The 23,259-nt window shown below is 65.2% G+C and carries 17 protein-coding genes; 14 read left to right on the top strand and 3 right to left on the bottom strand.

The features are described from left to right. The first annotated feature begins 24 nt into the window (after positions 1-24). From oppB to F8R15_RS22040, 12 genes are all read left to right on the top strand, one after another. Positions 25-948: an oligopeptide ABC transporter permease OppB gene (gene oppB / locus F8R15_RS01690; protein ID WP_078519800.1), complete on the top strand. Its 924-nt coding sequence runs from the start codon at positions 25-27 to the stop codon at positions 946-948. A 1-nt stretch (position 949) separates the two neighbouring features. Then, positions 950-1,873 carry an ABC transporter permease gene (locus F8R15_RS01685; protein WP_098410238.1) on the top strand — a complete coding sequence of 308 codons (924 nt, stop codon included), beginning with the start codon at positions 950-952 and terminating at the stop codon, positions 1,871-1,873. Between the two features lies 1 nt (position 1,874). Continuing rightward, entirely contained in the window at positions 1,875-2,852 is a 978-nt protein-coding gene (locus tag F8R15_RS01680) for an oligopeptide/dipeptide ABC transporter ATP-binding protein (RefSeq protein ID WP_152843109.1), read from the top strand. Continuing rightward, positions 2,849-3,862 (top strand): ABC transporter ATP-binding protein, encoded by a 1,014-nt coding sequence (locus F8R15_RS01675; RefSeq protein ID WP_152843108.1) that lies wholly within the window; start codon positions 2,849-2,851, stop codon positions 3,860-3,862. Before F8R15_RS01680 ends, F8R15_RS01675 begins: the two co-directional genes overlap by 4 nt. 150 nt (positions 3,863-4,012) lie before the next feature. Continuing rightward, positions 4,013-5,980, top strand: coding sequence for a bifunctional 2',3'-cyclic-nucleotide 2'-phosphodiesterase/3'-nucleotidase (locus F8R15_RS01670; RefSeq protein ID WP_152843107.1), 1,968 nt, complete (start codon positions 4,013-4,015; stop codon positions 5,978-5,980). A gap of 341 nt (positions 5,981-6,321) precedes the next feature. Continuing rightward, positions 6,322-7,518 (top strand): efflux RND transporter periplasmic adaptor subunit, encoded by a 1,197-nt coding sequence (locus tag F8R15_RS01665; RefSeq protein WP_152843106.1) that lies wholly within the window; start codon positions 6,322-6,324, stop codon positions 7,516-7,518. A 7-nt stretch (positions 7,519-7,525) separates the two neighbouring features. Continuing rightward, entirely contained in the window at positions 7,526-10,612 is a 3,087-nt protein-coding gene (locus F8R15_RS01660; protein ID WP_152843105.1) for an efflux RND transporter permease subunit, read from the top strand. Between the two features lie 172 nt (positions 10,613-10,784). Further along, positions 10,785-10,970, top strand: coding sequence for a PLDc N-terminal domain-containing protein (locus F8R15_RS01655; protein ID WP_152843104.1), 186 nt, complete (start codon positions 10,785-10,787; stop codon positions 10,968-10,970). 24 nt (positions 10,971-10,994) lie between these two features. Further along, entirely contained in the window at positions 10,995-12,650 is a 1,656-nt protein-coding gene (locus F8R15_RS01650; protein WP_152843103.1) for an FMN-binding glutamate synthase family protein, read from the top strand. A 1-nt stretch (position 12,651) separates the two neighbouring features. Next, the gene (locus F8R15_RS01645; protein ID WP_152843101.1) at positions 12,652-14,367 is read left to right on the top strand and encodes a thiamine pyrophosphate-dependent enzyme; all 1,716 of its coding nucleotides are present in this window, start codon (positions 12,652-12,654) and stop codon (positions 14,365-14,367) included. A gap of 345 nt (positions 14,368-14,712) precedes the next feature. Then, on the top strand, positions 14,713-15,543 hold the full coding sequence (locus F8R15_RS01640; protein WP_152843100.1) for a fructosamine kinase family protein: 831 nt from the start codon (positions 14,713-14,715) through the stop codon (positions 15,541-15,543). A 63-nt stretch (positions 15,544-15,606) separates the two neighbouring features. Beyond that, a complete protein-coding gene (locus tag F8R15_RS22040; RefSeq protein WP_152843098.1) occupies positions 15,607-16,665 on the top strand; it encodes an FUSC family protein in 1,059 nt (352 codons plus the stop codon). A 52-nt stretch (positions 16,666-16,717) separates the two neighbouring features. On the opposite strand, the gene ilvD is transcribed toward F8R15_RS22040, so the two are convergent. Continuing rightward, positions 16,718-18,553 (bottom strand): dihydroxy-acid dehydratase, encoded by a 1,836-nt coding sequence (ilvD, locus tag F8R15_RS01630; RefSeq protein ID WP_078519789.1) that lies wholly within the window; start codon positions 18,551-18,553, stop codon positions 16,718-16,720. Between the two features lie 311 nt (positions 18,554-18,864). On the opposite strand from ilvD, the gene F8R15_RS01625 reads away from it, so the two are divergent. After that, positions 18,865-21,270 carry a ligase-associated DNA damage response DEXH box helicase gene (locus tag F8R15_RS01625; RefSeq protein WP_152843096.1) on the top strand — a complete coding sequence of 802 codons (2,406 nt, stop codon included), beginning with the start codon at positions 18,865-18,867 and terminating at the stop codon, positions 21,268-21,270. Then, positions 21,267-21,914 (top strand): ligase-associated DNA damage response endonuclease PdeM, encoded by a 648-nt coding sequence (gene pdeM, locus F8R15_RS01620; RefSeq protein WP_152843094.1) that lies wholly within the window; start codon positions 21,267-21,269, stop codon positions 21,912-21,914. Before F8R15_RS01625 ends, pdeM begins: the two co-directional genes overlap by 4 nt. On the opposite strand, the gene F8R15_RS01615 is transcribed toward pdeM, so the two are convergent. Both F8R15_RS01615 and F8R15_RS01610 read right to left on the bottom strand, forming a co-directional pair. After that, positions 21,887-22,390 carry a gamma-glutamylcyclotransferase family protein gene (locus F8R15_RS01615; protein WP_152843092.1) on the bottom strand — a complete coding sequence of 168 codons (504 nt, stop codon included), beginning with the start codon at positions 22,388-22,390 and terminating at the stop codon, positions 21,887-21,889. The genes pdeM and F8R15_RS01615 overlap by 28 nt on opposite strands. Beyond that, positions 22,387-23,238 (bottom strand): aldose 1-epimerase family protein, encoded by an 852-nt coding sequence (locus tag F8R15_RS01610; RefSeq protein WP_152843090.1) that lies wholly within the window; start codon positions 23,236-23,238, stop codon positions 22,387-22,389. The genes F8R15_RS01615 and F8R15_RS01610 overlap by 4 nt, the downstream gene beginning before the upstream one ends. Between the last annotated feature and the right edge of the window lie 21 nt (positions 23,239-23,259).

Raw genomic sequence — 23,259 nt, 5'->3', positions numbered from 1 at the left:
CCCGACCTATTTCGGGACATTCTTATGATCGTCTACATTCTCAAGCGTCTCGCCATCGCGATTCCGACGCTTCTGGTGCTCATCATCGCGAGCTTCTTGCTGATGCACACGGCGCCCGGCGGGCCGTTCACCTCCGAACGTGCCGTGCCGCCCGAGGTGCTCGCCAATCTCAACGCGAAATACGGGCTCGACCAGCCGCTATGGAAGCAGATCGCGACCTATCTGTGGAACGTGGTCGCCCATTTCGATTTCGGTCCTTCGTTCTCGTATAAGGACCGCTCGGTGAACGACATCATCGCGCAGGGCTTCCCGGTCACGCTGACCTATGGCTTCCTGAGCTTCATCGCCGCCGTTCTGGTCGGCGTCACCCTTGGCGTGACCGCGGCGATCAAGCGCAACTCCTGGCTCGACTATCTCGCCGTGGGTATCTCCATCGGCGCGCAGGTGCTGCCGAACTTCGTGATGGCGCCGATCCTCGTGCTGATCTTCACGCTGTCGCTGCACTGGCTGCCCGGCGGTGGCTGGAGCTTCGACGATCCGCGCTTCTGGATCATGCCGGTGATCGCGCTCTCGACCTCCTACATGGCCTCGATCGCGCGGATCACGCGCTCGTCGATGCTGGAGACGCTGAGCTCGAACCACATCCGCACCGCCCGCGCCAAGGGCCTGCCGAAGCGCAAGATCATCATGCGCCACGCCCTGAAGCCTGCGCTGCTGCCGGTGATCTCCTATCTCGGTCCGGCGTTTGTCTCGATGATCACCGGCTCGGTGATCGTGGACGTGTATTTCACCACCGGTGGGATCGGCAAAAGCTTCGTGGATAGCGCGCTCAACCGCGACTACGCGGTGATGATGGGGATCACCATCCTGCTGGGCACGCTGACCATCCTGTTCAACCTTGTCGTCGATATCGTCTACGGATGGATCGACCCGAAAATCCGGTACTGACATGGTCATAGATGAATCCAAGATGACCTCGCTCGCCGAGGCAACGAGTCGCGAAGACGTGGCGGGCCGCTCGCTCTGGGCGGATGCGCGCCGGCGGTTCTTCAACAACAAGGCGGCGATCTTCGGGCTGGGGCTGCTGGCCTTCGTCGTGGCCTTTGCGCTGTTCGGCAACCTGCTCGCAGCGTGGAACAATTCCGACATCGACTACAACGTGATGGGCGATGCCACGGCCTCCGCGCCGTCCTTCGCCAACGGCCACTATTTCGGCGCCGACGATCTGGGCCGCGACCTGTTCGCGCGCACCGTGCAGGGCACGCAGATCTCGTTGCTGGTGGGCGTGATCGGCACGCTGATCGCGGTTTCCGTGGGCACGGTTTACGGTGCGATCTCGGGCTATTTCGGGGGCCGCGTCGACGGGTTCATGATGCGCCTCGTCGATATCCTGCTGGCGATCCCTTACATGTTCGTGCTGATCCTGCTGCTGGTCATGTATGGCCGCTCCATCGGGATGCTCTTTGTGGGTGTCGGGCTGATCTCGTGGCTGGAGATGGCGCGGATCGTGCGGGGGCAGACACTGACCCTGAAGAACCGCGATTACGTGGAAGCCGCGCGCGCCATCGGTGTGCCTGCGCCGACGATCATCCGGCGTCACATCCTGCCCAATCTCGTGGGCGTGGTCGTGGTCTTCGCGACGCTGCTGGTGCCGCTGATGATCCTGACGGAGAGCTTCATCTCCTTCCTCGGGCTTGGCGTGCAAGAGCCGCAGACATCGCTGGGGGCGCTGATTTCGGAAGGGGCGGGGACGATGAGCTACGGCACGCTGTGGCAGCTGGCTTTCCCGCTGTTCTTCTTCGTCACCACCCTGTTCGGTTTCTATTTCGTAGGGGACGGGCTGCGTGACGCGCTCGACCCGAAGGAGCGCTGATATGCCATTGTTGGAAGTCAACGACCTCAACGTCCGGTTCGGAACGCAGGAGGGCGAAGTGCACGCCGTCAATGGCGTCAGCTTCGCATTGGAGCGCGGCGAGGCACTGGGCATCGTGGGCGAGTCCGGTTCGGGCAAGTCGCAGCTCAGCTTCTCGATCCTCGGGCTGCTGGCCGCGAATGGTAAGGCCTCGGGCTCGGTGAAATTCGAGGGGCGGGAGATTTTGAACCTGCCCGAACCCGAGCTGAACAAGCTGCGCGCCGACCGGATTTCGATGGTCTTTCAGGACCCGATGACCGCGCTCAACCCCTATATGCGCATCTCGGACCAGATGGCCGAAGTGCTGATGCTGCATAAGGGGCTGAGCAAGCGCGCCGCCGTGGCCGAAGCTGCGCAAATGCTCGAACTGGTGAAGATCCCGGACGCGAAGAACCGCGTGCGCCTCTTCCCGCACGAATTCTCGGGCGGGATGCGCCAGCGTGTGATGATCGCGATGGCGCTTCTGTGTAAACCCGACGTGCTGATCGCGGACGAGCCGACCACCGCGCTCGACGTGACCGTGCAGGCGCAGATCATGGACCTGCTGGGCGAACTGCGCCGCGAGCTGGGCATGGCCACGGTGCTGATCACTCACGACCTTGGCGTTGTCGCGGGCTTCTGCGAGCGCGCGATCGTCATGTATGGCGGTCAGGTGATGGAGCAGTCGCCCGTCGATCCCTTGTTCGCCAACCCGACCCATCCCTACACCAAGGGCTTGCTGGCCGCACTGCCGCGTCTGGATGCGGATCGCGCGATGACCCCGATCCGGGGCAATCCGCCGAACATGACCGGCGCGCCGAAGGGCTGCCCGTTCTGTCCGCGCTGCGATTTCGTCGAAGAGGCCTGTGCCGACGTGATGCCGCCGCTGGCGGAGTTTGCGCCTGGCCGCGCCCGCGCCTGTCACCGTTCCATTGAAACGATCGAGGAGGCCGCCGCATGACGACCCCGCTGATCGAGGCCCGCGACGTTCGGGTCACTTTCGACATCCGCCGCGCCTCGGACCTGCCCTGGACCGAGCCGCCGAAGCTGCGCGCGGTCAATGGCGTGAGCTTCAAGCTCGAGCAGGGCAAGACCCTCGGCATCGTGGGCGAGTCCGGTTGCGGCAAGTCCACGCTGGCCCGCGCGCTGATCCAGATGCTGCCCGCCGAGGGCGAGATCATCTGGCAGGGCACGACGGACCTTCTGCCGCTCTCGCCGCGCCAGATGCTGAAATACCGCTCCGACATCCAGATGATCTTTCAGGATCCGCTGGCCTCGCTCGACCCGCGCATGACCGTGGGCGAGATCATCGCCGAGCCGCTGCGCACCCATCGCCCGAAGATGGGCCGCACGGAGCGCAAGGAGAAGGTCCGCGAGGTGATGGAAAAGGTCGGCCTGTTGCCGAACCAGATCAACCGCTACCCGCATGAGTTCTCGGGCGGTCAGTGTCAGCGTATCGGCATCGCCCGCGCGCTGGTGGTGGAGCCGAAGCTCCTGATCTGCGACGAGCCAGTCTCCGCGCTCGACGTCTCGATTCAGGCGCAGGTGATCGCGCTTCTCGAAGACCTGCGCCGCGATCTTGGGCTCACGATCATCTTTATCGCCCATGACCTGAGCGTCGTGCGCCATGTCTGCGACGAGGTGATGGTGCTCTATCTGGGGCAGATGATGGAGGCGGGCGCGACCGAGAAGCTCTTCGCCGAGCCGCAGCACCCCTATACGCAGGCGCTTCTGTCGGCGGTGCCGATCCCCGACCCGGAGATCGAGCGCAACAAGGTGCTGATCGCGCTGGAAGGCGATCTGCCGAGCCCGCTCAACCCGCCATCGGGCTGCCCGCTGCGCACTCGCTGCCCGCGTGCGAGCGAAATTTGCGCCACGACCCCGCCCACCGAAGAGGTCGCCGGACGGCAGGTCTTCTGCCACCACCCCGGCCCTGCTGCGGAAGTGCAGGCGGTGCTCTCGGAGAGCTGAATTCTTGTGCGGCGGGCGGGGTTTTCCCGCCCGCTCACACCAATTTGTGCGAGCTTACGTCGGGATATTTATCCGGACGGTCAAAGCACTGTTACGATCCTCGGATAGAGCGCTCCGACAAGGAGCCAATTGTCTCGGAGGATCCCCCTTATGTCGCTTATTTCGCGTCGCCAATTCCTGATCACTACTACCGCTGCGGGCGGTCTCACGCTGGTCCACCCGTTCACCGCGCGCGCCGCCGAAGGGCAGGCCCACCTGCGCCTTCTGTGCACCACCGATGTTCACTGCCACATCCGGCCCTACGATTATTACGCCGACAAGCCCGTCGACACGGTCGGCCTGTCGCGCACCGCGACGCTCATCCAGGGGGTGCGCGCGGAGGCCGCCAACACGATGATGTTCGACAATGGCGACTACATGCAGGGCAACCCGATGGCCGATTACATCGCCTATTCCAAGGGGATGAAGGAGGGCGACACCCACCCGGTCATCGCGGGCATGAACCTGCTGGGCTACGATTGCGGCACGCTGGGCAATCACGAATTCAACTACGGAATGGATTTCCTCAAGAAGGTGAACGACCGCGCGAACTTCCCGATGGTCTGCGCGAATTTCGCCCATAAGCTCGGGGCTTCCCCGCGAGAGGACAACCTCTACCTGCCGCCCTACCTGATCCTCGATCGCGACCTGACCGACGGGGCGGGGAACAAGATGCCGATCCGCATCGGCGTGATTGGCTTCGTCCCGCCGCAGATCATGCAATGGGACCGTGCGCATCTCGAGGGCAACTACCAGACCCGCGATATCGTCGAGGCCGCGAAAGCCTGGGTGCCGCAGATCAAGGAAGAGGGCGCCGATCTCATCGTGGCGCTCGCCCATACGGGCATCGACAATGGCCCGCAAAGCGACGGGATGGAGAACGCGGCCTTCTACCTCGCGGGTGTGGACGGCATCGATGCGGTGATCACCGGGCACCAGCACCTGAACTTCCCCGGCAAGGATTTCTCTGGCCCCGGCATCGACAATGACAAGGGCACGCTGCAGGGCAAGCCGGCGGTGCAGGCGGGCTTCTGGGGCAACCATATGGGCCTGATCGACCTGATGCTGAGCCGCGACGGCGGCAAGTGGAAGATCGACACCCATACCTCCGAGATCCGCCCAATCTTCGCGCGCGGAGAGGATCGTTCGATCACGCCGCTCACCACCGATTACAAGCCGATCCTCGCCGCCACCGATCAGGTGCATGAAGAGACGCTGAAATATGTCCGCGCCAAGGTGGGCGAGACTGAGGCGCCGCTTTACTCCTACTTCGCGCTGGTGGCTGACGACCCGTCCGTGCAGATCGTCTCGAATGCGCAGCTTTGGTATGTGAAGAAGCTGCTGGAGGGCACGCCCGAAGGCAAGCTGCCGCTTCTGTCGGCTGCAGCGCCGTTCAAGGCGGGCGGGCGCGGCGGCCCGGATTACTTCACCGATGTCCCAAAAGGCCCGGTGGCGATCAAGAACGTCTCCGACCTCTACCTCTATCCGAACACGTTGCAGGCGGTGAAGGTCACCGGCGCGCAGGTGAAGGACTGGCTGGAGCGCTCGGCGGGCATGTTCAATCAGGTTGAGCCCGGCGCGAAGGATGCCAAGCTGCTGAACCCCGATTTCCCGTCCTATAATTTCGACGTGATCGACGGGGTGACCTATCAGATCGACATCACCCAGCCCGCCAAGTTCGACAAGGACGGTGCGGTGGTGAACGCCGATACGAACCGCATCGTCGATCTGAAATATGACGGCAAGCCGATCGACCCGAAGGCCGAGTTCGTGATCGCCACGAACAACTATCGCGCGTCGGGTGGCGGCAGCTTCCCCGGCGCGGATGGCTCGACGGTGATCTACCGCGCGCCCGACACCAACCGCGACGTGATCGTGCGCTACATCCACGACAAGGGCACGATCAACCCGAAGGCCGACGCCAACTGGTCCTTCGCGCCTGCCGGGGGCGCCACGGTGCTGTTCGAGACCGGCCCGAAAGCGCAGGACTATCTCGAAGACGTCAAATCGCGCGGGCTGGATATCGAGCCCGCAGGCGATGGCGAGGGGGGCTTCGCGCTCTACCGCATCACGCTGTGAACTGCTTCGGACAGGGATCGAGAGGGGCGCCACCGGCGCCCCTTTTTTATGCGATGCGCTCGCGAGGCGGTTTGCGGCCTGCATCTCGCGAATACGTGAACTCCGTGAAGGGCGCGACTTGACAATGGAATTGTGGCGCGGAGATCTCGAGCGGCTGCGTTGGCGCAAAAAAATTTCTCGGTAAAACAATAGGTAAGGCGGGTCTTTAATCCCGCGCCTTCACGGCTCGCAGCATTAGTTTTTGCATTTCTGGCCGCGCGCGAGTGGCGACAGAACAGCGCGGGCCTATCGTAGAAACGGAACAACGCCGGGAAAACCGGACTGCGGACAGGAGTTTCAGTATGTGTATTGGTCGGATGACGCGGCGCGCCGCGCTTGGGATGCTGCTTGCCGGCGGGTTCGCCGCGCAGGCGCTGGCGCAAGGAATGCCGGGTGGCACTCAAGGCCCGACCGAGGTCGGCGTGAAGCAGGTCGAGACGCAATCGGTGCCCTATACCGTCACCCTGCCGGGCCGCGCGGTGGCTTTTGAGCAGACCGATATCCGCCCGCGCGTCGCGGGTACCATCGCCTCGATCGATTACGAGGCGGGCCATAAGGTCGCGACGGGCGACGCGCTGTTTCACATCGACGACGATACCTATCAGGCCGAACTGACCGCAGCCGAGGCCGAGAAGGCGAGCGCCGACGCCAATGTGCAGGCCGCGCAGTCGCAGGTGGACCGCTACACCAAGCTTGAGAAGACCTCGATCTCGGTGAGCGATCTGGAGACGGCCAGGGTCACGCTGGCCCAAGCCAAGGCCTCAGCGTTGAGTGCCGAGGCCGATCTGCAGACCGCGCAGCTCAACCTCGACCGCACGGTGATCCGCTCGCCGATCGACGGCTATCCGGATGTGGCCAACGTCTCGGTCGGCTCGCTGGTTACTGCGAACCAGTCCGATGCGCTGACGACGGTGACGCGGCTCGATCCGATCTATGTCGATGTCTCGGAAAGTGCGGCGCGGATCATGCGGGTGCGCCAGCGGATCGATCAGGGCACGCTGCAGCGAGGGGACCAACTGAAGGTCTCGCTGCTGCTGGAGACCGGTGAGGAATATGACGGCACCGGCACGCTTGTCAGCCCCGGTGCGACTGTCTCCTCGACGACGGGCACGGTGGATTTCCGGTTCAAGTTCGACAATGCCGAGCGAATGATCCTGCCGGGACAGTTCCTGCGCGCGAAGATCACGTTGGGCACGACGCAGGCGATCCTCGTGCCGCAGCGCGCGACGACGCGGGAAGGGGATGGCTCGCTTTCGGCCTTCATCGCCGCCGATGGCGCGACGAAGAAAGTGACGCTCACGACGGCGGGCACCTATCAGAACGCGTGGATCGTGACCGACGGCATCGAGAGCGGCGATCAGGTGATCCTCGACGGGCTGAAGAACCTGCGCGACGGGGCCGAGATCGAGACGGTGCCGGTGACGATCAACGCGCAGGGCGTTGTGAAGGATGCCACGGATAGCTCCGACAATACCGCCGACACGGCGAAGGCGGAGTAAGCGCAACATGATCCGTTTCTTTATCCATCGCCCCGTCTTCGCGATCGTGCTCGCGCTGGTGACGATGCTCGCCGGTGGCTACGCGATCACCCAGCTGCCCGTGTCGCAATATCCGGAAGTCGCGCCGACCACGATCCGCATTTCCGCCAGCTATTCCGGGGCTACCGCGCAGGCGGTCGAGAACTCGGTGACGACGCCGATTGAGGACTCGCTCACCGGGCTCGACGGGCTGCTCTACATGGAGAGCTCGTCCAATCAGGGTTCGGCACGCCTGACGCTGACCTTCGACGGCTCGGTCGATCCGATCGATGCCGAGAACGAGGTGCAGACCAAGATCCGCAAGGTCGAGAATTCGCTGCCCGATGCGGTGCAGACCTCCGGGGTGAGCGTGTCGCGCTCGTCCTCGGATATCCTGATGGTCGGCGCGCTGGTCTCGACCGATGGGAAATATTCGACCGTCGAGCTGGGCAACATTCTGGACACCGAAGTGAAAGGCGCGATCGAGCGCACCTCGGGCGTGGGCGGGATCAATGTCTTCGGCTCGGGCTACGCGATGCGGGTCTGGCTCGATCCCTACAAGCTCGAGCAATATCAGCTGACGCCGACCGACGTGACCTCGGCCGTGCAGGCGCAGAACACGACCGTCTCGGTCGGTTCGCTCGGCGATCTGCCCACCACCGAAGGGCAGCAATTTACCGCGACCATCACCGCGCAGAGCCAGCTGACCTCGGTCGAGCAGTTCGAGAAGATCCTTCTGAAGACCGAGGCCGACGGCTCGGCGGTCTATCTGGGCGATGTCGCGCGTATCGAGATCGGACAAGAGGATTACGGCAGCAACTCCAAGTTCAATGGCATGAACGCAGCGGGCTTCGGCGTGAACCTCGCGAACGGCGCGAATGCGGTGGATACGGCCTCGGCGGTGCGTGCGACGCTGGATCGCATGTCCTCGTCGCTGCCCGAAGGCGTCGAATTCCAGATCGCCTACGACACCTCGCCCTTCGTGCAGCTTTCCATCGAGAAGGTCTATCATACGCTGGCCGAGGCGATCGTGCTGGTGCTGCTGGTGATCCTCGTCTTCTTGCAGAAATGGCGCGCGACATTGATCCCGATCGTCGCGGTTCCGGTGGTGCTGCTGGGCACATTCGCGGTGTTGCTGGTCGCGGGCTATTCGATCAACACGCTGACCATGTTCGCGATGGTGCTCGCGATCGGTCTGCTGGTCGATGACGCGATCGTCGTGGTGGAGAATGTCGAGCGCGTGATGGAGGAGGAGGGCCTCAGCCCCCTTAAGGCGACCGAGAAAAGCATGTCCCAGATCACCGGCGCGCTGATCGGGGTGGCGCTGGTGCTGTCGGCGGTGTTCCTGCCGATGGCGTTCTTCCCGGGTTCGACGGGGGTGATCTATAGACAGTTCTCTGTGACGATCATCACCGCGATGGTGCTGTCTGCCGTGGTCGCGCTGATCCTGACGCCTGCGCTGGCGGCAAAGCTGCTGCGGCCTTCGACGGGTCGCGCGATTGCGCCTGCGCGCGCCTTCAACACGGGCTTCACGAAGATGCAGGGCGGTTACGCCAGCGCTGTGGCCCGGATCGTGCGCAAACCTTTCCTGATGGCGCTGGTTCTCGTGCTGGTGCTCGCGGGCGCGTGGGGCGTGATGACCCGGCTGCCCTCGTCCTTCCTGCCGCAAGAGGATCAGGGCGTGCTGATGGCGATGGTGAATCTGTCCGAGGGGTCGACCACGGCGCAGACCTCGGATGTCGTCGATCAGATCACGCAATACCTGCTGACGCAGGAGAAATCCGACGTGTCCTCGGTCTTCGCGACGCTCGGGTTCTCCTTCGGCGGCGGCGGGCAGAACACCGCGATGGTCTTCGCCAAGCTGAAGGATTTCGATGACCGCACCGGCGCGGATCAGACCGCTGCCGCCATCTCGGGCCGGGCCAATGCGCATTTCGCGGGGCTGCGCGCGGGGCAGGTCTTCTTCCTGCAACCGCCCGCGATCCGCGGGATCGGCAACTCCTCGGGTTTCCAGATGTATCTGGTGGATCAGGGCAATAACGGCACGACGGCCCTGAAGGAGGTGGGCGAGCAGCTCGTGGCCGCGGCGAAATCCGACAGCCGCCTGACCAATGTCCGCGTCAGCGGCGACGAGAACAAGGCGGCGCTGCAGCTCGATATCGACCAGCAGAAGGCTGAAAGCTTCGGGCTGACGCTGAGCAATCTCAATTCGATGCTCTCGGTGATCTTCAGCGGCAGATCGGTGAACGACTTCGATCTCAACGGCAATCTGCGCCCGGTGATCGTGCAGGCCGATGCGCCTTACCGGATGCAGCCGGAGGATATCGACACTTGGTATGCGCGCAACGCCTCCGGTGAAATGGTGCCGTTCTCATCCTTCGCGACGACGAAATGGGTTTCCGTCGCACCGAGACTGTCGCGCTATGACGCGGCCAATGCGATCGAGATCTCGGGTCAGGCTTCGGACAGCGCAAGCTCCGGCGCGGCGATGGACGCGATGGAGCAGCTGGTCAGTGACCTGCCCGGCGGCTACGCGGTTGCCTGGACGGGGTTGAGCTATCAGGAACGCCAGTCGGGCGATCAGGCGCCCTACCTTTACGCGCTGTCGGTGCTGGTGGTCTTCCTCTGCCTTGCCGCGCTTTACGAGAGCTGGTCGATCCCGCTTTCGGTGATGCTCGCCGTGCCGGTGGGGGTGCTGGGGGCGCTGGTCTCGGCCTGGGTCTTCGGGCAGTCGAATGACGTCTACTTCAAGGTGGGCATCCTCACGACGATCGGCCTTGCGGCGAAGAACGCGATCCTGATCGTGGAATTCGCCAAGAACCTGGAGGCCGAGGGCAAGGAGCTGATCCCCGCGACCATCGAGGCGGCGCGGCTCCGCCTGCGCCCGATCCTGATGACCTCGCTCGCCTTCATGTTGGGCGTGGTGCCGCTGGCGATTGCGACCGGGGCAGGGGCCTCGGCGCAGAACGCGATCGGCATCGGCGTGCTGGGGGGCATGGCGGCGGCGACCTTCATCGGCGTCTTCATGGTGCCCGCCTTCTACGTCCTGATCCGCAAGCTGACGCCGGGGCGCTGAGCCGAAGGCGCGATCCCAATGCCAAGGCGGCCGCCCTACGCGCGCGGCCACCTCGGTGATCAATCACTTCCGCTTGAAACGGGGAAAGCAGGGAACAAAGCGCTGAAGGCGCAAGTTTCCCTGCCAAGGAACGCCGGTAAGTGCCGGAAAAAACCGATAAAGGAGTGAAGTTATGCTGAGCATGATCGGGGGCCTCGTCGTCCTCATCCTCGATATCTGGGCCATCGTGTCGATCCTTGGCTCGGGCGAATCCACCGGCAAGAAAGTGCTGTGGATCCTGTTGATCGTCATCCTGCCGATTATCGGCTTCATCATCTGGCTGCTGGTTGGGCCGAAAGGCGCCAAGGCGCCAGTATAAGCCACGCAGAGCCGGAGGGACGCCATGAACAGCATCGTGCGCAACATCGTCCCTCTCGGCTCGTTCGTGTTGTCTCTGCTGGCGCTCGCGCTGGCCGTCTGGATCAGCCCTTGGTGGCTGATCCTTTTGCTTGTGACGGTGCCGCTTCTGGTGCTCAGCCTTTATGACTATTTCCAGAAGGACTGGACGATCACGCGCAACTATCCGGGCGCGGCGCGCATCCGCTGGCTCGCCTACGATCTGCGGCCTTTCCTACGCGCCTATATCGTCGAGGGCGACCTGGAGGGCAAACCCTACCCCTACGAGGCGCGCAACCTCGTTCATGCCCGCGCGCGGGGCCAGACCGACACCCATCCCTTCGGCACTGAGCGCGACGTGGAAGGTGCCGAATACCAATGGGTGAACCATTCCATCGCGCCCGCTGAGCATCCCGACAAAAGCCCCCGCGTGAAGGTCGGCAACGACCAATGCGCCAAGCCCTATTCGGCGTCGGTGCTCAATATCTCGGCCATGTCCTTCGGGGCGCTGTCGGCCAAGGCGGTCGAGGCGCTGAACCTTGGCGCGAAACAGGGCGGGTTCTACCACGATACGGGCGAGGGGGGCTTCTCGCCCTATCACCAGAGCCACGGTGGCGACATCGTCTGGGAACTGGGCTCGGGCTATTTCGGGGCGCGCGACGATGCGGGGAATTTCGATCCCGATCTATTCAGGGATCAGGCTAGCCGCGATCAGGTCAAGATGACCGAAATCAAGCTGAGCCAGGGCGCGAAACCCGGTCACGGCGGGTTGCTGCCTGCGGCGAAAGTCACCGAAGAGATTGCCGAGACCCGCAAGGTGCCCGCGCATCAGGATTGCCTCTCGCCGCGCGGCCACAAGGCGTTTTCGACGCCCGCACAAATGATGGAATTCGCGGCACATATGCGTGATCTCTCGGGCGGCAAACCGGTGGGCATCAAGCTGTGCATCGGTCAGCCGCATGAGGCCTTCGCGGTTGTCAAAGCGATGCAGAAGACCGGCATCTATCCGGATTTCGTCGTCGTCGACGGAGCCGAGGGCGGCACCGGGGCCGCGCCGCTGGAGCTGTCGGATCACGTGGGCATGCCGCTGATCGACGGGCTCGTTCTGATGCGCAACGCTCTGGTCGGCGCGGGCGTGAAGGACAAGGTGCGGCTGGCGGCGTCCGGCAAAGTCTATTCCGGCTATGGGCTGGCGCAGAACCTCGCGATCGGAGCGGATTGGTGCAATGCCGCGCGGGCCTTCATGTTCTCCATCGGCTGCATTCAGGCGCAGCGGTGCCACTTGGGCACCTGCCCGACCGGAGTGACGACGCAGGACAAGAGCCGTCAGCGCGGCCTCGTGCCCGAGGTGCAGGGCCCCCGCGCGGCGCGCTTTCATGCCAAGACGCTGGAGGCGCTCGCCGACATCGTCGCAGCCGCCGGGCTGGAGCATCCGAGCGAGCTGCAGCCCCATCACATCGTGCACCGCACTGCCGTGCGCGAGGCCCGCACCATCGACAAGATTTATCCCTTTTTGCCCGCGAACATCCTCAACGACGATCCGGGCAGCACCGATTACGCGGACTGGTGGGAAGCGGCCGATGCCGACAGCTTCAAGCCGCGCATCGACCTCAATGCCAAGCGCACCAGCCTGCATCACAAAGCCGAATTGAAAGAGGCCTGACATGAGCAAGAGCGTATCCGACATCATCGCCGAAACCCTCGTTTCGGCGGGGGCGCGGCGCGTCTACGGGATCGTGGGCGACACGATCAACCACTTCACCGACGCTGTGCGCCGCTCGGATCTCGACTGGGTGCATGTGCGCCATGAAGAGGTCGGCGCGCTGGCCGCGGGCGGCGAAAGCTACATGACCGGGGAGCTCTCGGTCTGCGCGGGCACGACCGGGCCGGGCAGCCTGCATTTCGTCAACGGCATCTTCGAGAGCCACCGCAACGGCGCGCCGATGGTGCTGATCGCGTCCAATATCGAGCGCGCCGAAGAGGGGTTGGGCTTTCCCCAGGAGGTCGACCAGAAGAAGATCTACGAACAGACTTCGGTCTTTTGCGAACGCATCAGCCACCCCGATCAGGCGCGCCGGATCACCGCGCAGGCGGCGCAGGCCGCGCTGGCGAAGAACGGCGTCGCGGTGATCGTGGTCAATGGCGACATGTTCCGCGAGACCTCGAAGGACGAGCTGCAATGGGCGGTGAACCGCGCCCGGCCGATGGTGCGCCCCTCCGAGGCCGAGCTGCACGAGCTGACCAAGATGATCGACGCGGCCGAGCGGATCACGATCTATGCCGGCATCGGCGCGCGCGGCGCGCAGGCGCAGATCCGCGCGCTGTCCGAGCGGCTGGCCGCCCCGGTCGCGCATACCACGCGCTCCAAGGAATTCATCGAGCCGGACATGCCCAACAATGTCGGCATGACCGGGATCCTCGGCAACCGCGCCGGCATGGAGGCGGTGGGCGATTGCGATCTGCTGCTCTGTCTGGGCAGCGATTTCGCCTATACGCAGTTCTATCCCGGCAAGGCCAAGATCGTGCAGCTCGATATCGACCCCACGCGACTGGGTCGCCGGGCGCCGATCCATCTGGGGCTCGTCGGCGATGTCGGCGACACGATCGACGCGCTGCTGCCGCGTCTCGCTCAGCGTGAACCCGGCAAGCATCTCGACCGGGCGCTCAAGAGCTATGCCGAGGATCTCAAAGGCTACCTCGATAGCGCCGAGGAACCCGACCCGAGCCTGATCCACCCGCAGCACCTGACCGAGTTGCTCGACCGGTTCGCGGCGAAGGATGCGATCTTCACTGCGGATGGCGGCTCGCCCATGGTCTGGCTGCTGCGTCACCTGTCGGCCAACGGGTCGCGGCGCTTCCTGACCTCGCTGCTGCACGGGACGATGGCGAATGCTTACCCGCAGGCGCTGGGCATTCAGGAGGCCTACCCCGAGCGGCAGGTGATCGCGATGTGCGGCGATGGTGGGATGACCATGCTGATGGGCGATCTGCTGACGCTGGTGCAGGAAAAGCTGCCGGTGAAGCTCTTGGTCTATAACAACGCCTCGCTTGGCTTCGTCGAGATGGAACAGCGGGTGGAGGGGATGCTCGACGCCTTCACCGAGCTGCACAATCCCGATTTCGGCGCGATGGCGCGGGCGATCGGGATGGAGGGGATGCGGGTCGAGAGCGCGACCGACCTCGACGGCGCGGTGCGCGACTGGCTTGCCGCACCGGGGCCTGCGCTGCTCGACGTGAAGGTGAACCGGATGGAGCTGGTGATGCCACCGAAGATCAAACCGGCGCAGGTGGGTTCGACCGCGCTCTTTGGCGTGAAGGCGGTGCTCAACGGGCGCGCCGATGAGGTGGTTTCGCTGATGCGCGACAACTTCCTGCGCTGACCGGGGCGGGGCTAGACGCAGCCGCCGCAAGGGGTTCGCGGCGGCTGCTACCCGACGGAGACGAGTGTGGGGATATCTCCGTCAGGGTCTCGTGTTGCCCCCCGAGGGACAGAAACGGACAAATCCTCCGGCCCGAGCGCGCTGCACGCATTGCCTCGGCACGAAGGCGTCCAAAATGTCTATGCTGCACGAAGGGCTGACCCGCCACGGGGAGGCTGATCGACGGCAACATTGGGCATTTGCACCGGATGGAACCCGTCACGCAACCGTAATCCTGTCGTACAGAGCGGATATTCGCCTGTGGTGCCGCAAGAAAAGGCAAACGACCGAAAACAGGAGGGCGACATGGACGAAACGGCGCGGATATTGGCAGAGGCCGCGCGCCTGCTGGAAATCACGCCGCGACGGGCCGAGCCGCTGGCGGGTGGTGATCTGAGCCCAGTGCTGGCGTTGGACCTGCCGACCGGAGAGCGGGTGATCGTGAAGGGCGGGCCTCACCCCGAGATCGAGGCGGAGATGCTGCGTGCGCTCGCTGAGGCGGGCACGCGGGTGCCGAAGGTGATCGCGGCCTCTCGGGGCTGCCTCGTGATGGAGGCTTTGCCGCAGAGCGGTGGGCTGCGGGGCGCGGGGTGGCTGGAACTGGGCGAGATGCTTCGGCGCCAGCACCGCGCGGCTGGGGCACCGGATGAGGCGCCCTACGGCTGGTCCGACGATTACGCCTTCGGCCCGGTGCCGATCCCGAACGCAGCGCGCCCGACATGGCCCGAATTCTGGGCCGAGGCGCGGCTGCGCCCGTCGCTGCACGAATTGCCCGCGCCACTCGCCCGCCGTGTCGAGAAACTGGCGGACCAGATCGACGAGCATCTGCCGCCGCGCCCGTTCTCGTCCTTGCTGCATGGCGATCTCTGGGCGGGCAATGTGCTGGCCGACCAAGGGCACCTGAGCGGGCTGATCGACCCGGCCTGCTATCACGGTGACGGCGAGGTCGATCTCGCGATGCTCCATCTCTTCGGCGCGCCGGGGCCGGAATTCGCCGCTGGTTACGGCGCGCTTGAACCCGGCTGGCAGGCGCGCCGGGCGATCTACCAGCTCTGGCCCGCGCTGGTGCATCTGCGCCTGTTCGGTTCGGGCCATCACGGAATGGTGGCGGGGCTTCTGGACCGGATCGGCGTCTAGCGGGGAACCAGCGCGTCGGTAAGGCGCTTTGCCTGCATCGAAAGGTGTTACGCGGTGCAATTGGTGACTATCTCCCCTACGCAACTTCAGAAGCTGAACTGGTCGCGCGGCTTGCCCGCGGCGCTTGCGCTGAGCGGGCTGGTCGCGATCGTGCTGTCGCTCGATCTGCCGCGCGGTCAGGAACTCGCGGCGCTTGGCGCGGGCTTCGCCACCTCGACAGGGCAGGGCAAGTCGATCCGTAATCGGCGCTGGCCGGTCACCTTCCTCGACATTGCGGGCAAATTGGTCGGGATCTTTGCGGGGATGATCGCCGCGAAGGTCATGATAGGCGGCGTCGCGCTGAGCGTGCCGGGGATGTTGCTTGGCGCCTTTGCCGTGGGCCTTCTGTCGCGCCGGGATATGAGCCTGTGGTGGCTGTTTCTGCAAAGCTGGCTGTTCTTCTCGCTCTCGACCTTCCTCGTGCAGTTCATCCCGTCGCCCGGGCCGGTACTGCTCGCCGTCGGCGGCGCGATGGTCTGGGTCCTGGCGGTGGAAGAGGCGGTTCGGGTGATCTGGAAACACTTCGCACCGAAGACGGGGCCGAAGCTCGATGGGCAAGTGCCGCCTGATGGCGTTGCGCCGCTCAACTCGCTGATCGGTCAGGGGCTGCAGGCGATGGGCGCGGTGGGCTTGTCCTACGGGATCGCAGTGGCTTTCTCGATCAATCACCCCTACTGGGCGCCACTCTCGGCGCTGTTGATGCTGCGCCCGCGTCCCGGCATGACATGGGACCGGGTGCTGGTGCGCAGCCTCGCAACCCTCGCAGGCGGGCTGGGGGCGAGCCTGCTTGTGCTGTGGCTGGGGCCAGACAGTTTCGTGATGCCGGGGCTCTATGTGATCTTCGGCGTGACTGCGATCCTGTTCGCGCCGCCCGCGCATTACCCGACCTTCGTGGCCTTCCTGACCGCGCTGATCGTCGTGATGGTCTCGATGGGCAATGATGCACCTTTGTCGAACGCTTGGGGTCGGTTCGCGGGCACGGTCCTGGGCGGGGCCTCGGCCCTGGCGATGAGCTATCTCGCCCATGCGATCCGCAAGCGGCTCGGTTGGGAAGAAAGCCTGCCCGAAAGCGATGCCGCCTGAATGAAAACGGCCGCCCCGAGAGGCGGCCGTTCCAATTCGCGTTAGGGTGCGATCACTCGGGCAGGATGCGCACGCCACCCTTCGCCGCCGAGCTGGCCAGCAGCGCATAGGCCTTGAGTGCGGTCGAGACAGCCCGCTTGCGCGGCTCTGCCGGTTTCCACGGCAGCGGCCCCATCGCCTCACGCCGCGCGGCCAGAACATTGTCGGCCACGGCGAGGTTGATCGTGCGGTTCGGGATGTCGATCTCGATGATATCGCCGGTCTCGACGAGGCCGATCGTGCCGCCTTCTTCCGCTTCCGGGCTGACATGGCCGATCGAGAGGCCCGAAGTGCCACCCGAGAACCGCCCGTCGGTCAGCAGCGCGCATTTCGCGCCGAGGCCCTTCGATTTGAGGTAGGAGGTCGGGTAGAGCATTTCCTGCATCCCCGGACCGCCGCGCGGGCCCTCGTAGCGGATGATGACCACTTCGCCCTCGACGACCTTGCCGGTCAGGATGCCCGACACCGCGTCGTCCTGGCTCTCGAACACTTTCGCGGGGCCCGAGAACTTCAGGATCGAGTCGTCGACGCCCGCGGTTTTCACGATGCAGCCCTGCTCGGCGATGTTGCCGTAGAGCACCGCCAGACCGCCATCCTGCGAGAAGGCATGTTCCGCCGTGCGGATAACGCCGTTTTCGCGGTCGCGGTCGAGCTCTTTGTAGCGGTTCTCGGTCGAGAAGGCCTGCGTGGTGCGCACGCCACCCGGGGCCGCACGGTAGAACTGATCCGTTGCGTCGTCATTGGCAACCATCACGTCCCATTTCGATAGCGCCTCGGCCATCGTTTCCGAATGCACGGTGCGCACGTCCTGATGGATCAGACCGGCGCGGTTCATCTCGCCAAGGATACCCATGATGCCGCCGGCGCGGTGGACGTCTTCCATGTGGACGTCCTGCTTCGCCGGCGCGACCTTGCAGAACACCGGAACCTTGCGCGAGAGGCGGTCGATGTCTTCCATCGTGAAGTCGACCTTGCCCTCATGCGCGATCGCCAGCAGGTGGAGCACGGTATTCGTGGACCCGCCCATCGCGATATCGAGGCTCATCGCGTTCTCGAAGGCTTCAAACGTCGCGATCTCGCGCGGCAGCAGGCCCTTGTCTTCCAGCTCGTAATGGCGGCGCGTGATCTCGACGATCTTGCGGCCCGCCTCGAGGAACAGCTCCTTGCGGTCGGCATGCGTGGCCAGCATCGAGCCGTTGCCCGGCAGCGCCAGACCCAGCGCCTCGGCCAGACAGTTCATCGAGTTCGCAGTGAACATGCCCGAGCACGACCCGCAGGTCGGGCAGGCGGCCTTCTCGATCGCGAGCACGTCCTCGTCGGAATATTTGTCGTCGGCTGCCGCGACCATCGCATCGACCAGATCGAGGTCGTGACCGATGATTTCCGCGCCTTCCTTGCCGGCCTCCATCGGGCCGCCGGAAACGAAGATCACCGGAATGTTCAGGCGCATCGCGGCCATCATCATGCCGGGGGTGATCTTGTCGCAGTTCGAGATGCAGACCATCGCATCGGCGCAATGCGCGTTGACCATGTATTCGACAGAGTCGGCGATCACTTCGCGCGAGGGCAGCGAATAGAGCATCCCGTCATGGCCCATCGCGATCCCGTCATCGACGGCGATGGTGTTGAATTCCTTCGCGACGCCGCCTGCGCTCTCGATCTCACGCGCGACCATCTGGCCGAGGTCCTTGAGGTGGACGTGACCCGGCACGAACTGCGTGAAGGAGTTCACGACCGCGATGATCGGCTTGCCGAAGTCGTCATCGGTCATGCCGGTGGCGCGCCACAGACCGCGCGCGCCCGCCATGTTGCGGCCATGGGTGGATCTACGGGAACGATAAAAGGCCATAAGATTTCCGTTTCTGTCGCGCCCGAGGGGACTCGGGCAATTTCCTGTCGCGGGCCTGAATATAACATGGATCGCCCAATGAACAGTGGCGAGATGGCGCGGGTGGGCTGTGCGATGATGCGAGATGTTGGGGGAGGGTCGCGTCTCGGAAGGCTTCCAGGGAAAGCCTTCAGCGGCGAGCGCGCCGCGCGTCGCGGCGCAAAGGATCATCGCTCATAAGAAGGTGGGCCGGGCGCGGCCCGGGCTGGCCGCCCGCGCCAAGAGGAGCCGGAAAGCTTGCGCATCCGCTCCTCACGCCTACCTTTCACGCGATGCCCGCCACCGCCGCCACGCCCCTCCTGCCGCAACGCTTCGCCGACTGGTTCGCCAGCCGCGGCTGGCAGCCGCACAGGCATCAGCTCGACGTGCTGTCGGCGCGCGAAGATACGCTGCTGATCGCGCCGACCGGGGGCGGCAAGACGCTGGCGGGGTTTCTGCCGTCGCTCGTCGATCTGGCCGAGGGATATGAGGGGCTGCACACGCTCTACGTCTCGCCGCTCAAGGCGCTTTCAAAGGATATCGCCCGCAACCTGCGCGCGCCGGTGGACGAGATCGGGCTGGACCTGCGGATCGAGGATCGCACTGGCGACACGTCGGCCACGCAGCGTCGTCGTCAGCGGGTTGATCCGCCGCAGATCCTGCTGACGACGCCGGAGAGCCTCGCGCTGATGCTGTCCTACCCGGAAGCGCCGAAAATCTTCGCGGGGGTCAAGCGGGTAGTGCTCGATGAAATCCATGCGCTGGCCGAAAGCAAACGCGGCGATCAATTGATGCTGGGCGTTGCGCGGCTGCGCAGCCTGTCGCCGGACCTGACCGTCACGGGTCTCTCGGCCACGGTCGAGGCCCCGCAAGCGCTCGCCGAGTTCATGGGCGGCGCGCGGGTGATCATGGCCGATCCCGGTCCGCCCCCCGATATCGAGATGCTGCCCACCGAGCGCCCCGCACCTTGGGCAGGCGGCGGTGGGCGGCACGCCGCGCGCGACGTGATGGCGGCGATCGAGGAGGCACGCCTCAGTCTCGTTTTCCTGAATACCCGCGCGCAGGCCGAGCTGTTCTTTCAGGCGCTCTGGGAGGTGAACGACACCGCCCTGCCGATCGGGCTGCATCACGGCTCGCTCTCGCGCGAGGCGCGCCACAGGGTCGAGGAGGCGATGGCCAGCGGCGAGTTGCGCGCAGTGGTCTGCACCGGCTCGCTCGATCTCGGGCTCGACTGGGGCGATGTCGATCTGGTTCTGCAGGTCGGCGCGCCGAAGAACGTCAAGCGCCTCGTGCAGCGGATCGGGCGCGCCAATCACCGCTATGACGAGCCCTCGCGCGCGCGGATCGTGCCCGCCAATCGCTTCGAGATCGTCGAATGCGCCGCCGCCTTGGAGGCCGTGCGCGAGAACGATCTGGACGGCGGCGGGCGGCGCTGGCGCGGGCCGCTCGACGTGCTGTGCCAGCATATCCTGCTGACCGCCTGCGCCGGGCCGTTCGAAGCGGATGCGCTTTATGCCGAGGTGCTGCGGGTAGGGCCCTACGCGACGCTGCCGCGCGCCGAATTCGATGCCTGTTTGGAGTTCTGCGCCACCGGCGGCTACGCGCTGCGGGCCTATGACCGCTGGCAGCGTCTGTTGCAGCGCGACGGTAAATGGCAACTCCGCGACCCGCGCGCGACCCGCGATCTGCGGATGAATATCGGCGCGATCACCGAGACCGAGAAGCTGAAAGTCCGCCGCAAATCCCGGCGCGGCGGCACGCCCTTGGGCGAGGTCGAGGAAGGGTTCGCCTCGTCTCTCACCCCCGGCGACACTTTCCTGATCGGCGGGCAGGTTGTCCGCTACGAGGGCCTGCGCGAAATGATCGTGGAGGTGACGAATGCCGCCACGCGCGAGCCGAAGATCGCCGTCTTCTCGGGGCTGAAGATGGCGACCTCACTGGAGCTGTCGCAACGGGTGCAGCGCCTGATTGCCACGCCCGAGGATTGGGACCAACTGCCGCCCGACACGCGCGACTGGCTGGCGCTGCAGCGCGAGATTTCCACGCTACCCGCCCCGGGCACGCTGACCTGCGAGACCTTCCTGCGCGGCGGGCGGGCGTTCTTCTGCCTCTACGGTTTCGCCGGGCGCAACGCGCATCAGACCCTCGCGCTGCTGCTGACCCACCGGATGGAGCAGGCTGGTCTCGGGCCGCTGGGCTTCGTGGCTACCGACTACGCGCTGCTGATCTGGTCGATCGACCCGGTCGAAGACCCCGCGCCGCTGCTATCGGCCGAAGGGCTGCGCGAGGGGCTGCGCGACTGGCTCGAGAGCAACGCGGTTATGAAGCGCGCGTTTCGGTCGATCGCGACGATTGCGGGCCTCATCCAGCGCAACCTGCCGGGGCAGCGCAAATCGGGCAAACAGGCGACGTTTTCCTCCGATATCCTTTACGACACGCTACGCCGCTACGACCCCGATCACCTGCTCTTGCGCATCACCCGCGAGGAGGCGAGCCGCGGCCTCGTCGATTTCGAGCGGATCGAGGAGATGCTGGCCCAGGGGCAGAGAATCGTGCATATCCGCGCCCCGCATGTGACGCCGCTGGCCGCGCCGTTGTTGCTTGAACATGGGCAGGTTGGCATTCGGGGCGGCACGGGCGAAGCGCGGCTGATGGAAGAAGAGGCGCAGGCAATGATGCGCGAGGCGGGGCTGGAATGAGAGAGATCACCTTCGCGGGGCAACGGCTCATCGCGCAACCGTCGGGCGCGCTCTATTGGCCCGTGGAAGGCGCGCTGATCGTGGCCGATCTTCATCTTGGCAAGTCCGAGCGGATGGCGCGGCGTGGCGGCGCGCTGCTGCCGCCTTTCGAGAGCCTCGACACGGTGATCCGGCTGGAGGCGGAGGTTTTGCGCCTCCGGCCTTCGCGGCTGATCAGCCTCGGCGATGCGTTCGACGACGACGCGGCGGCGGGAGAGATCGCGCCCGAGATCGCCGGGCGTCTGACCCGGATCGCGGCGCAGACGAAGCTGCTCTGGATCGCGGGAAACCATGATCCGATCGGCTTGGGCCGGACCGTGGAGGAGACGCAAATCGGCCCGCTTACCCTGCGCCATATCGCAGGGCAGGGGCCGGACCTCTCGGGCCATTACCATCCGAAAGCCAAGATCGCACGGCGGTCGCATCGGGCGTTTCTGGTGGGGCGCGATCACCTGATCCTGCCCGCTTTCGGCACCTATACCGGGGGCTTGGATTGCGACGGGCCGGAGCTGTCGTCGCTGGTCGGGGCAGGCATCGCCGTGCTGACCGGGCCGGGCATGCCGGTGCGCCCGATCGGTCAGAGCGCGCTGCGCCAGTCTCGATAGCCCGCGCGAACCAACGCTTCGCGTGCAGCGATGAAACCGGGGCGGTCGGGCGCGGGGTCGGGGATCGGTTCGACATGCGCTAGATCGTCCAAGCCCAGCCCATGCTCGCGCCGCCCCGCCCGGATCAGCGCGAGATACCACTCGAACGGCGCGATCCCGTTCTGGCGCTGCAGTGCGCGATAGGTGAAGGCGCGCTTGCCATCCTCGAGCATCAGCGCAATCTTCTCGTAATGCAGCCCCGCACCTTCGGCGGCATCAAGCGCGGGGATGTCGCTCTCCGCGATCTCGAACAGCACGCCTTGGGTGCGCGCGTCGCTTTCGGTGATCGTGGCCTTCGCGCTCCCGTCGCGCCCGCGTTTCGAGAAGTCGAGCGAGTGTCCGGGAACCTCCGCCAACCCGAGCACGCGCGCCGAGGGGCAGCGCGCGGCAAGCCGCGAGGTCAGCAGGTTGGAGCCATAGGCGAGGTAGGGGATCATCCGCTCACCTGTAGGGTCATCGCGAATCTCTCCTGCGCGCCGGGCGGCAAGATCATGCTGTCGGGCCGCGCGGCCAGTTCCGGCCCGGCCCCCTCCGCGGCAGGCAGTCCGTGCCACGGTTCGATGCAGATATAGGGCGCACCGGGCTTCTGCCACAGCGCGAGATTGGGCAAGTTGGAAAAGCGGAAATCGAGCACCGGCGCCCCGTCGGCGAAGTAGCGCAACCCGTCGCCCGCACCTTCGGGGAAGATCATCGCATCGTCCTCATATTGCGCCGGGTCGAGGGTCAGCGCGCCCGCCGTGAAGGGCGAGGGCATCCGCGCGCGCCTCAGCATCCCATCTGCGAGCCGCGCCAAGGCAGGCTCCGCCCCGTTGCTCAGCTCGATCCGATGCGGGCCGGTCGCGCCGGGCAGCGGCCAGCGGAACGCGGGGTGAAAACCGAAGGAAAACGGCATCTCCCGATCACCAGCATTGCTGACCGTGGCGGTGACGCTCAACTCCGCCCCCACGACCTCGTGGACGATCTCGAGGCGGAAATCGAAGGGATAGGCGGCAGTCTCCTGCGAGGGTTCGAGCAGGTGGCAGCAGCGGTTTTGCGTCAGCTCGGTCACGCGGAAGGGCAGGTCGCGGGCGAATCCATGCTTGGGGATCGCGTGGGGCGTGCCATTGATCGTCACCCCGTCAGGCGCGGGAAGGCCGACGATGGGGAACAGGATCGGGGCTTGCCCGCTCCACCAGGCCGGGTCGCCCTCCCAGAGCAGTTCCTGCCCCTGATAGCTCAGCCCCTGCATCTCGGCGCCCAGATCGGCGATGGTGACGCTGAGGCTTTGGGTAGAAATCTGGGGCATGTGTCGGGATCCGGAGGTTGT

The organism is Thioclava sp. JE_KL1, assembly GCF_009296265.1.
Lineage (GTDB): Bacteria > Pseudomonadota > Alphaproteobacteria > Rhodobacterales > Rhodobacteraceae > Thioclava.
This window is presented reverse-complemented; position numbering and strand designations above follow the sequence as displayed.

Coding starts and splice junctions, on each gene's coding strand:
- F8R15_RS01640 (WP_152843100.1), top strand. CDS start 14,713: ATGGACGAAACGGCGCGGATATTGGCAGAGGCCGCGCGCCTGCTGGAA.
- F8R15_RS01650 (WP_152843103.1), top strand. CDS start 10,995: ATGAACAGCATCGTGCGCAACATCGTCCCTCTCGGCTCGTTCGTGTTG.
- F8R15_RS01645 (WP_152843101.1), top strand. CDS start 12,652: ATGAGCAAGAGCGTATCCGACATCATCGCCGAAACCCTCGTTTCGGCG.
- F8R15_RS01660 (WP_152843105.1), top strand. CDS start 7,526: ATGATCCGTTTCTTTATCCATCGCCCCGTCTTCGCGATCGTGCTCGCG.
- F8R15_RS01625 (WP_152843096.1), top strand. CDS start 18,865: ATGCCCGCCACCGCCGCCACGCCCCTCCTGCCGCAACGCTTCGCCGAC.
- F8R15_RS01670 (WP_152843107.1), top strand. CDS start 4,013: ATGTCGCTTATTTCGCGTCGCCAATTCCTGATCACTACTACCGCTGCG.
- F8R15_RS01610 (WP_152843090.1), bottom strand. CDS start 23,238: ATGCCCCAGATTTCTACCCAAAGCCTCAGCGTCACCATCGCCGATCTG.
- F8R15_RS01680 (WP_152843109.1), top strand. CDS start 1,875: ATGCCATTGTTGGAAGTCAACGACCTCAACGTCCGGTTCGGAACGCAG.
- oppB (WP_078519800.1), top strand. CDS start 25: ATGATCGTCTACATTCTCAAGCGTCTCGCCATCGCGATTCCGACGCTT.
- F8R15_RS01655 (WP_152843104.1), top strand. CDS start 10,785: ATGCTGAGCATGATCGGGGGCCTCGTCGTCCTCATCCTCGATATCTGG.
- pdeM (WP_152843094.1), top strand. CDS start 21,267: ATGAGAGAGATCACCTTCGCGGGGCAACGGCTCATCGCGCAACCGTCG.
- F8R15_RS01675 (WP_152843108.1), top strand. CDS start 2,849: ATGACGACCCCGCTGATCGAGGCCCGCGACGTTCGGGTCACTTTCGAC.
- F8R15_RS01615 (WP_152843092.1), bottom strand. CDS start 22,390: ATGATCCCCTACCTCGCCTATGGCTCCAACCTGCTGACCTCGCGGCTT.
- F8R15_RS01665 (WP_152843106.1), top strand. CDS start 6,322: ATGTGTATTGGTCGGATGACGCGGCGCGCCGCGCTTGGGATGCTGCTT.
- F8R15_RS01685 (WP_098410238.1), top strand. CDS start 950: ATGGTCATAGATGAATCCAAGATGACCTCGCTCGCCGAGGCAACGAGT.
- ilvD (WP_078519789.1), bottom strand. CDS start 18,553: ATGGCCTTTTATCGTTCCCGTAGATCCACCCATGGCCGCAACATGGCG.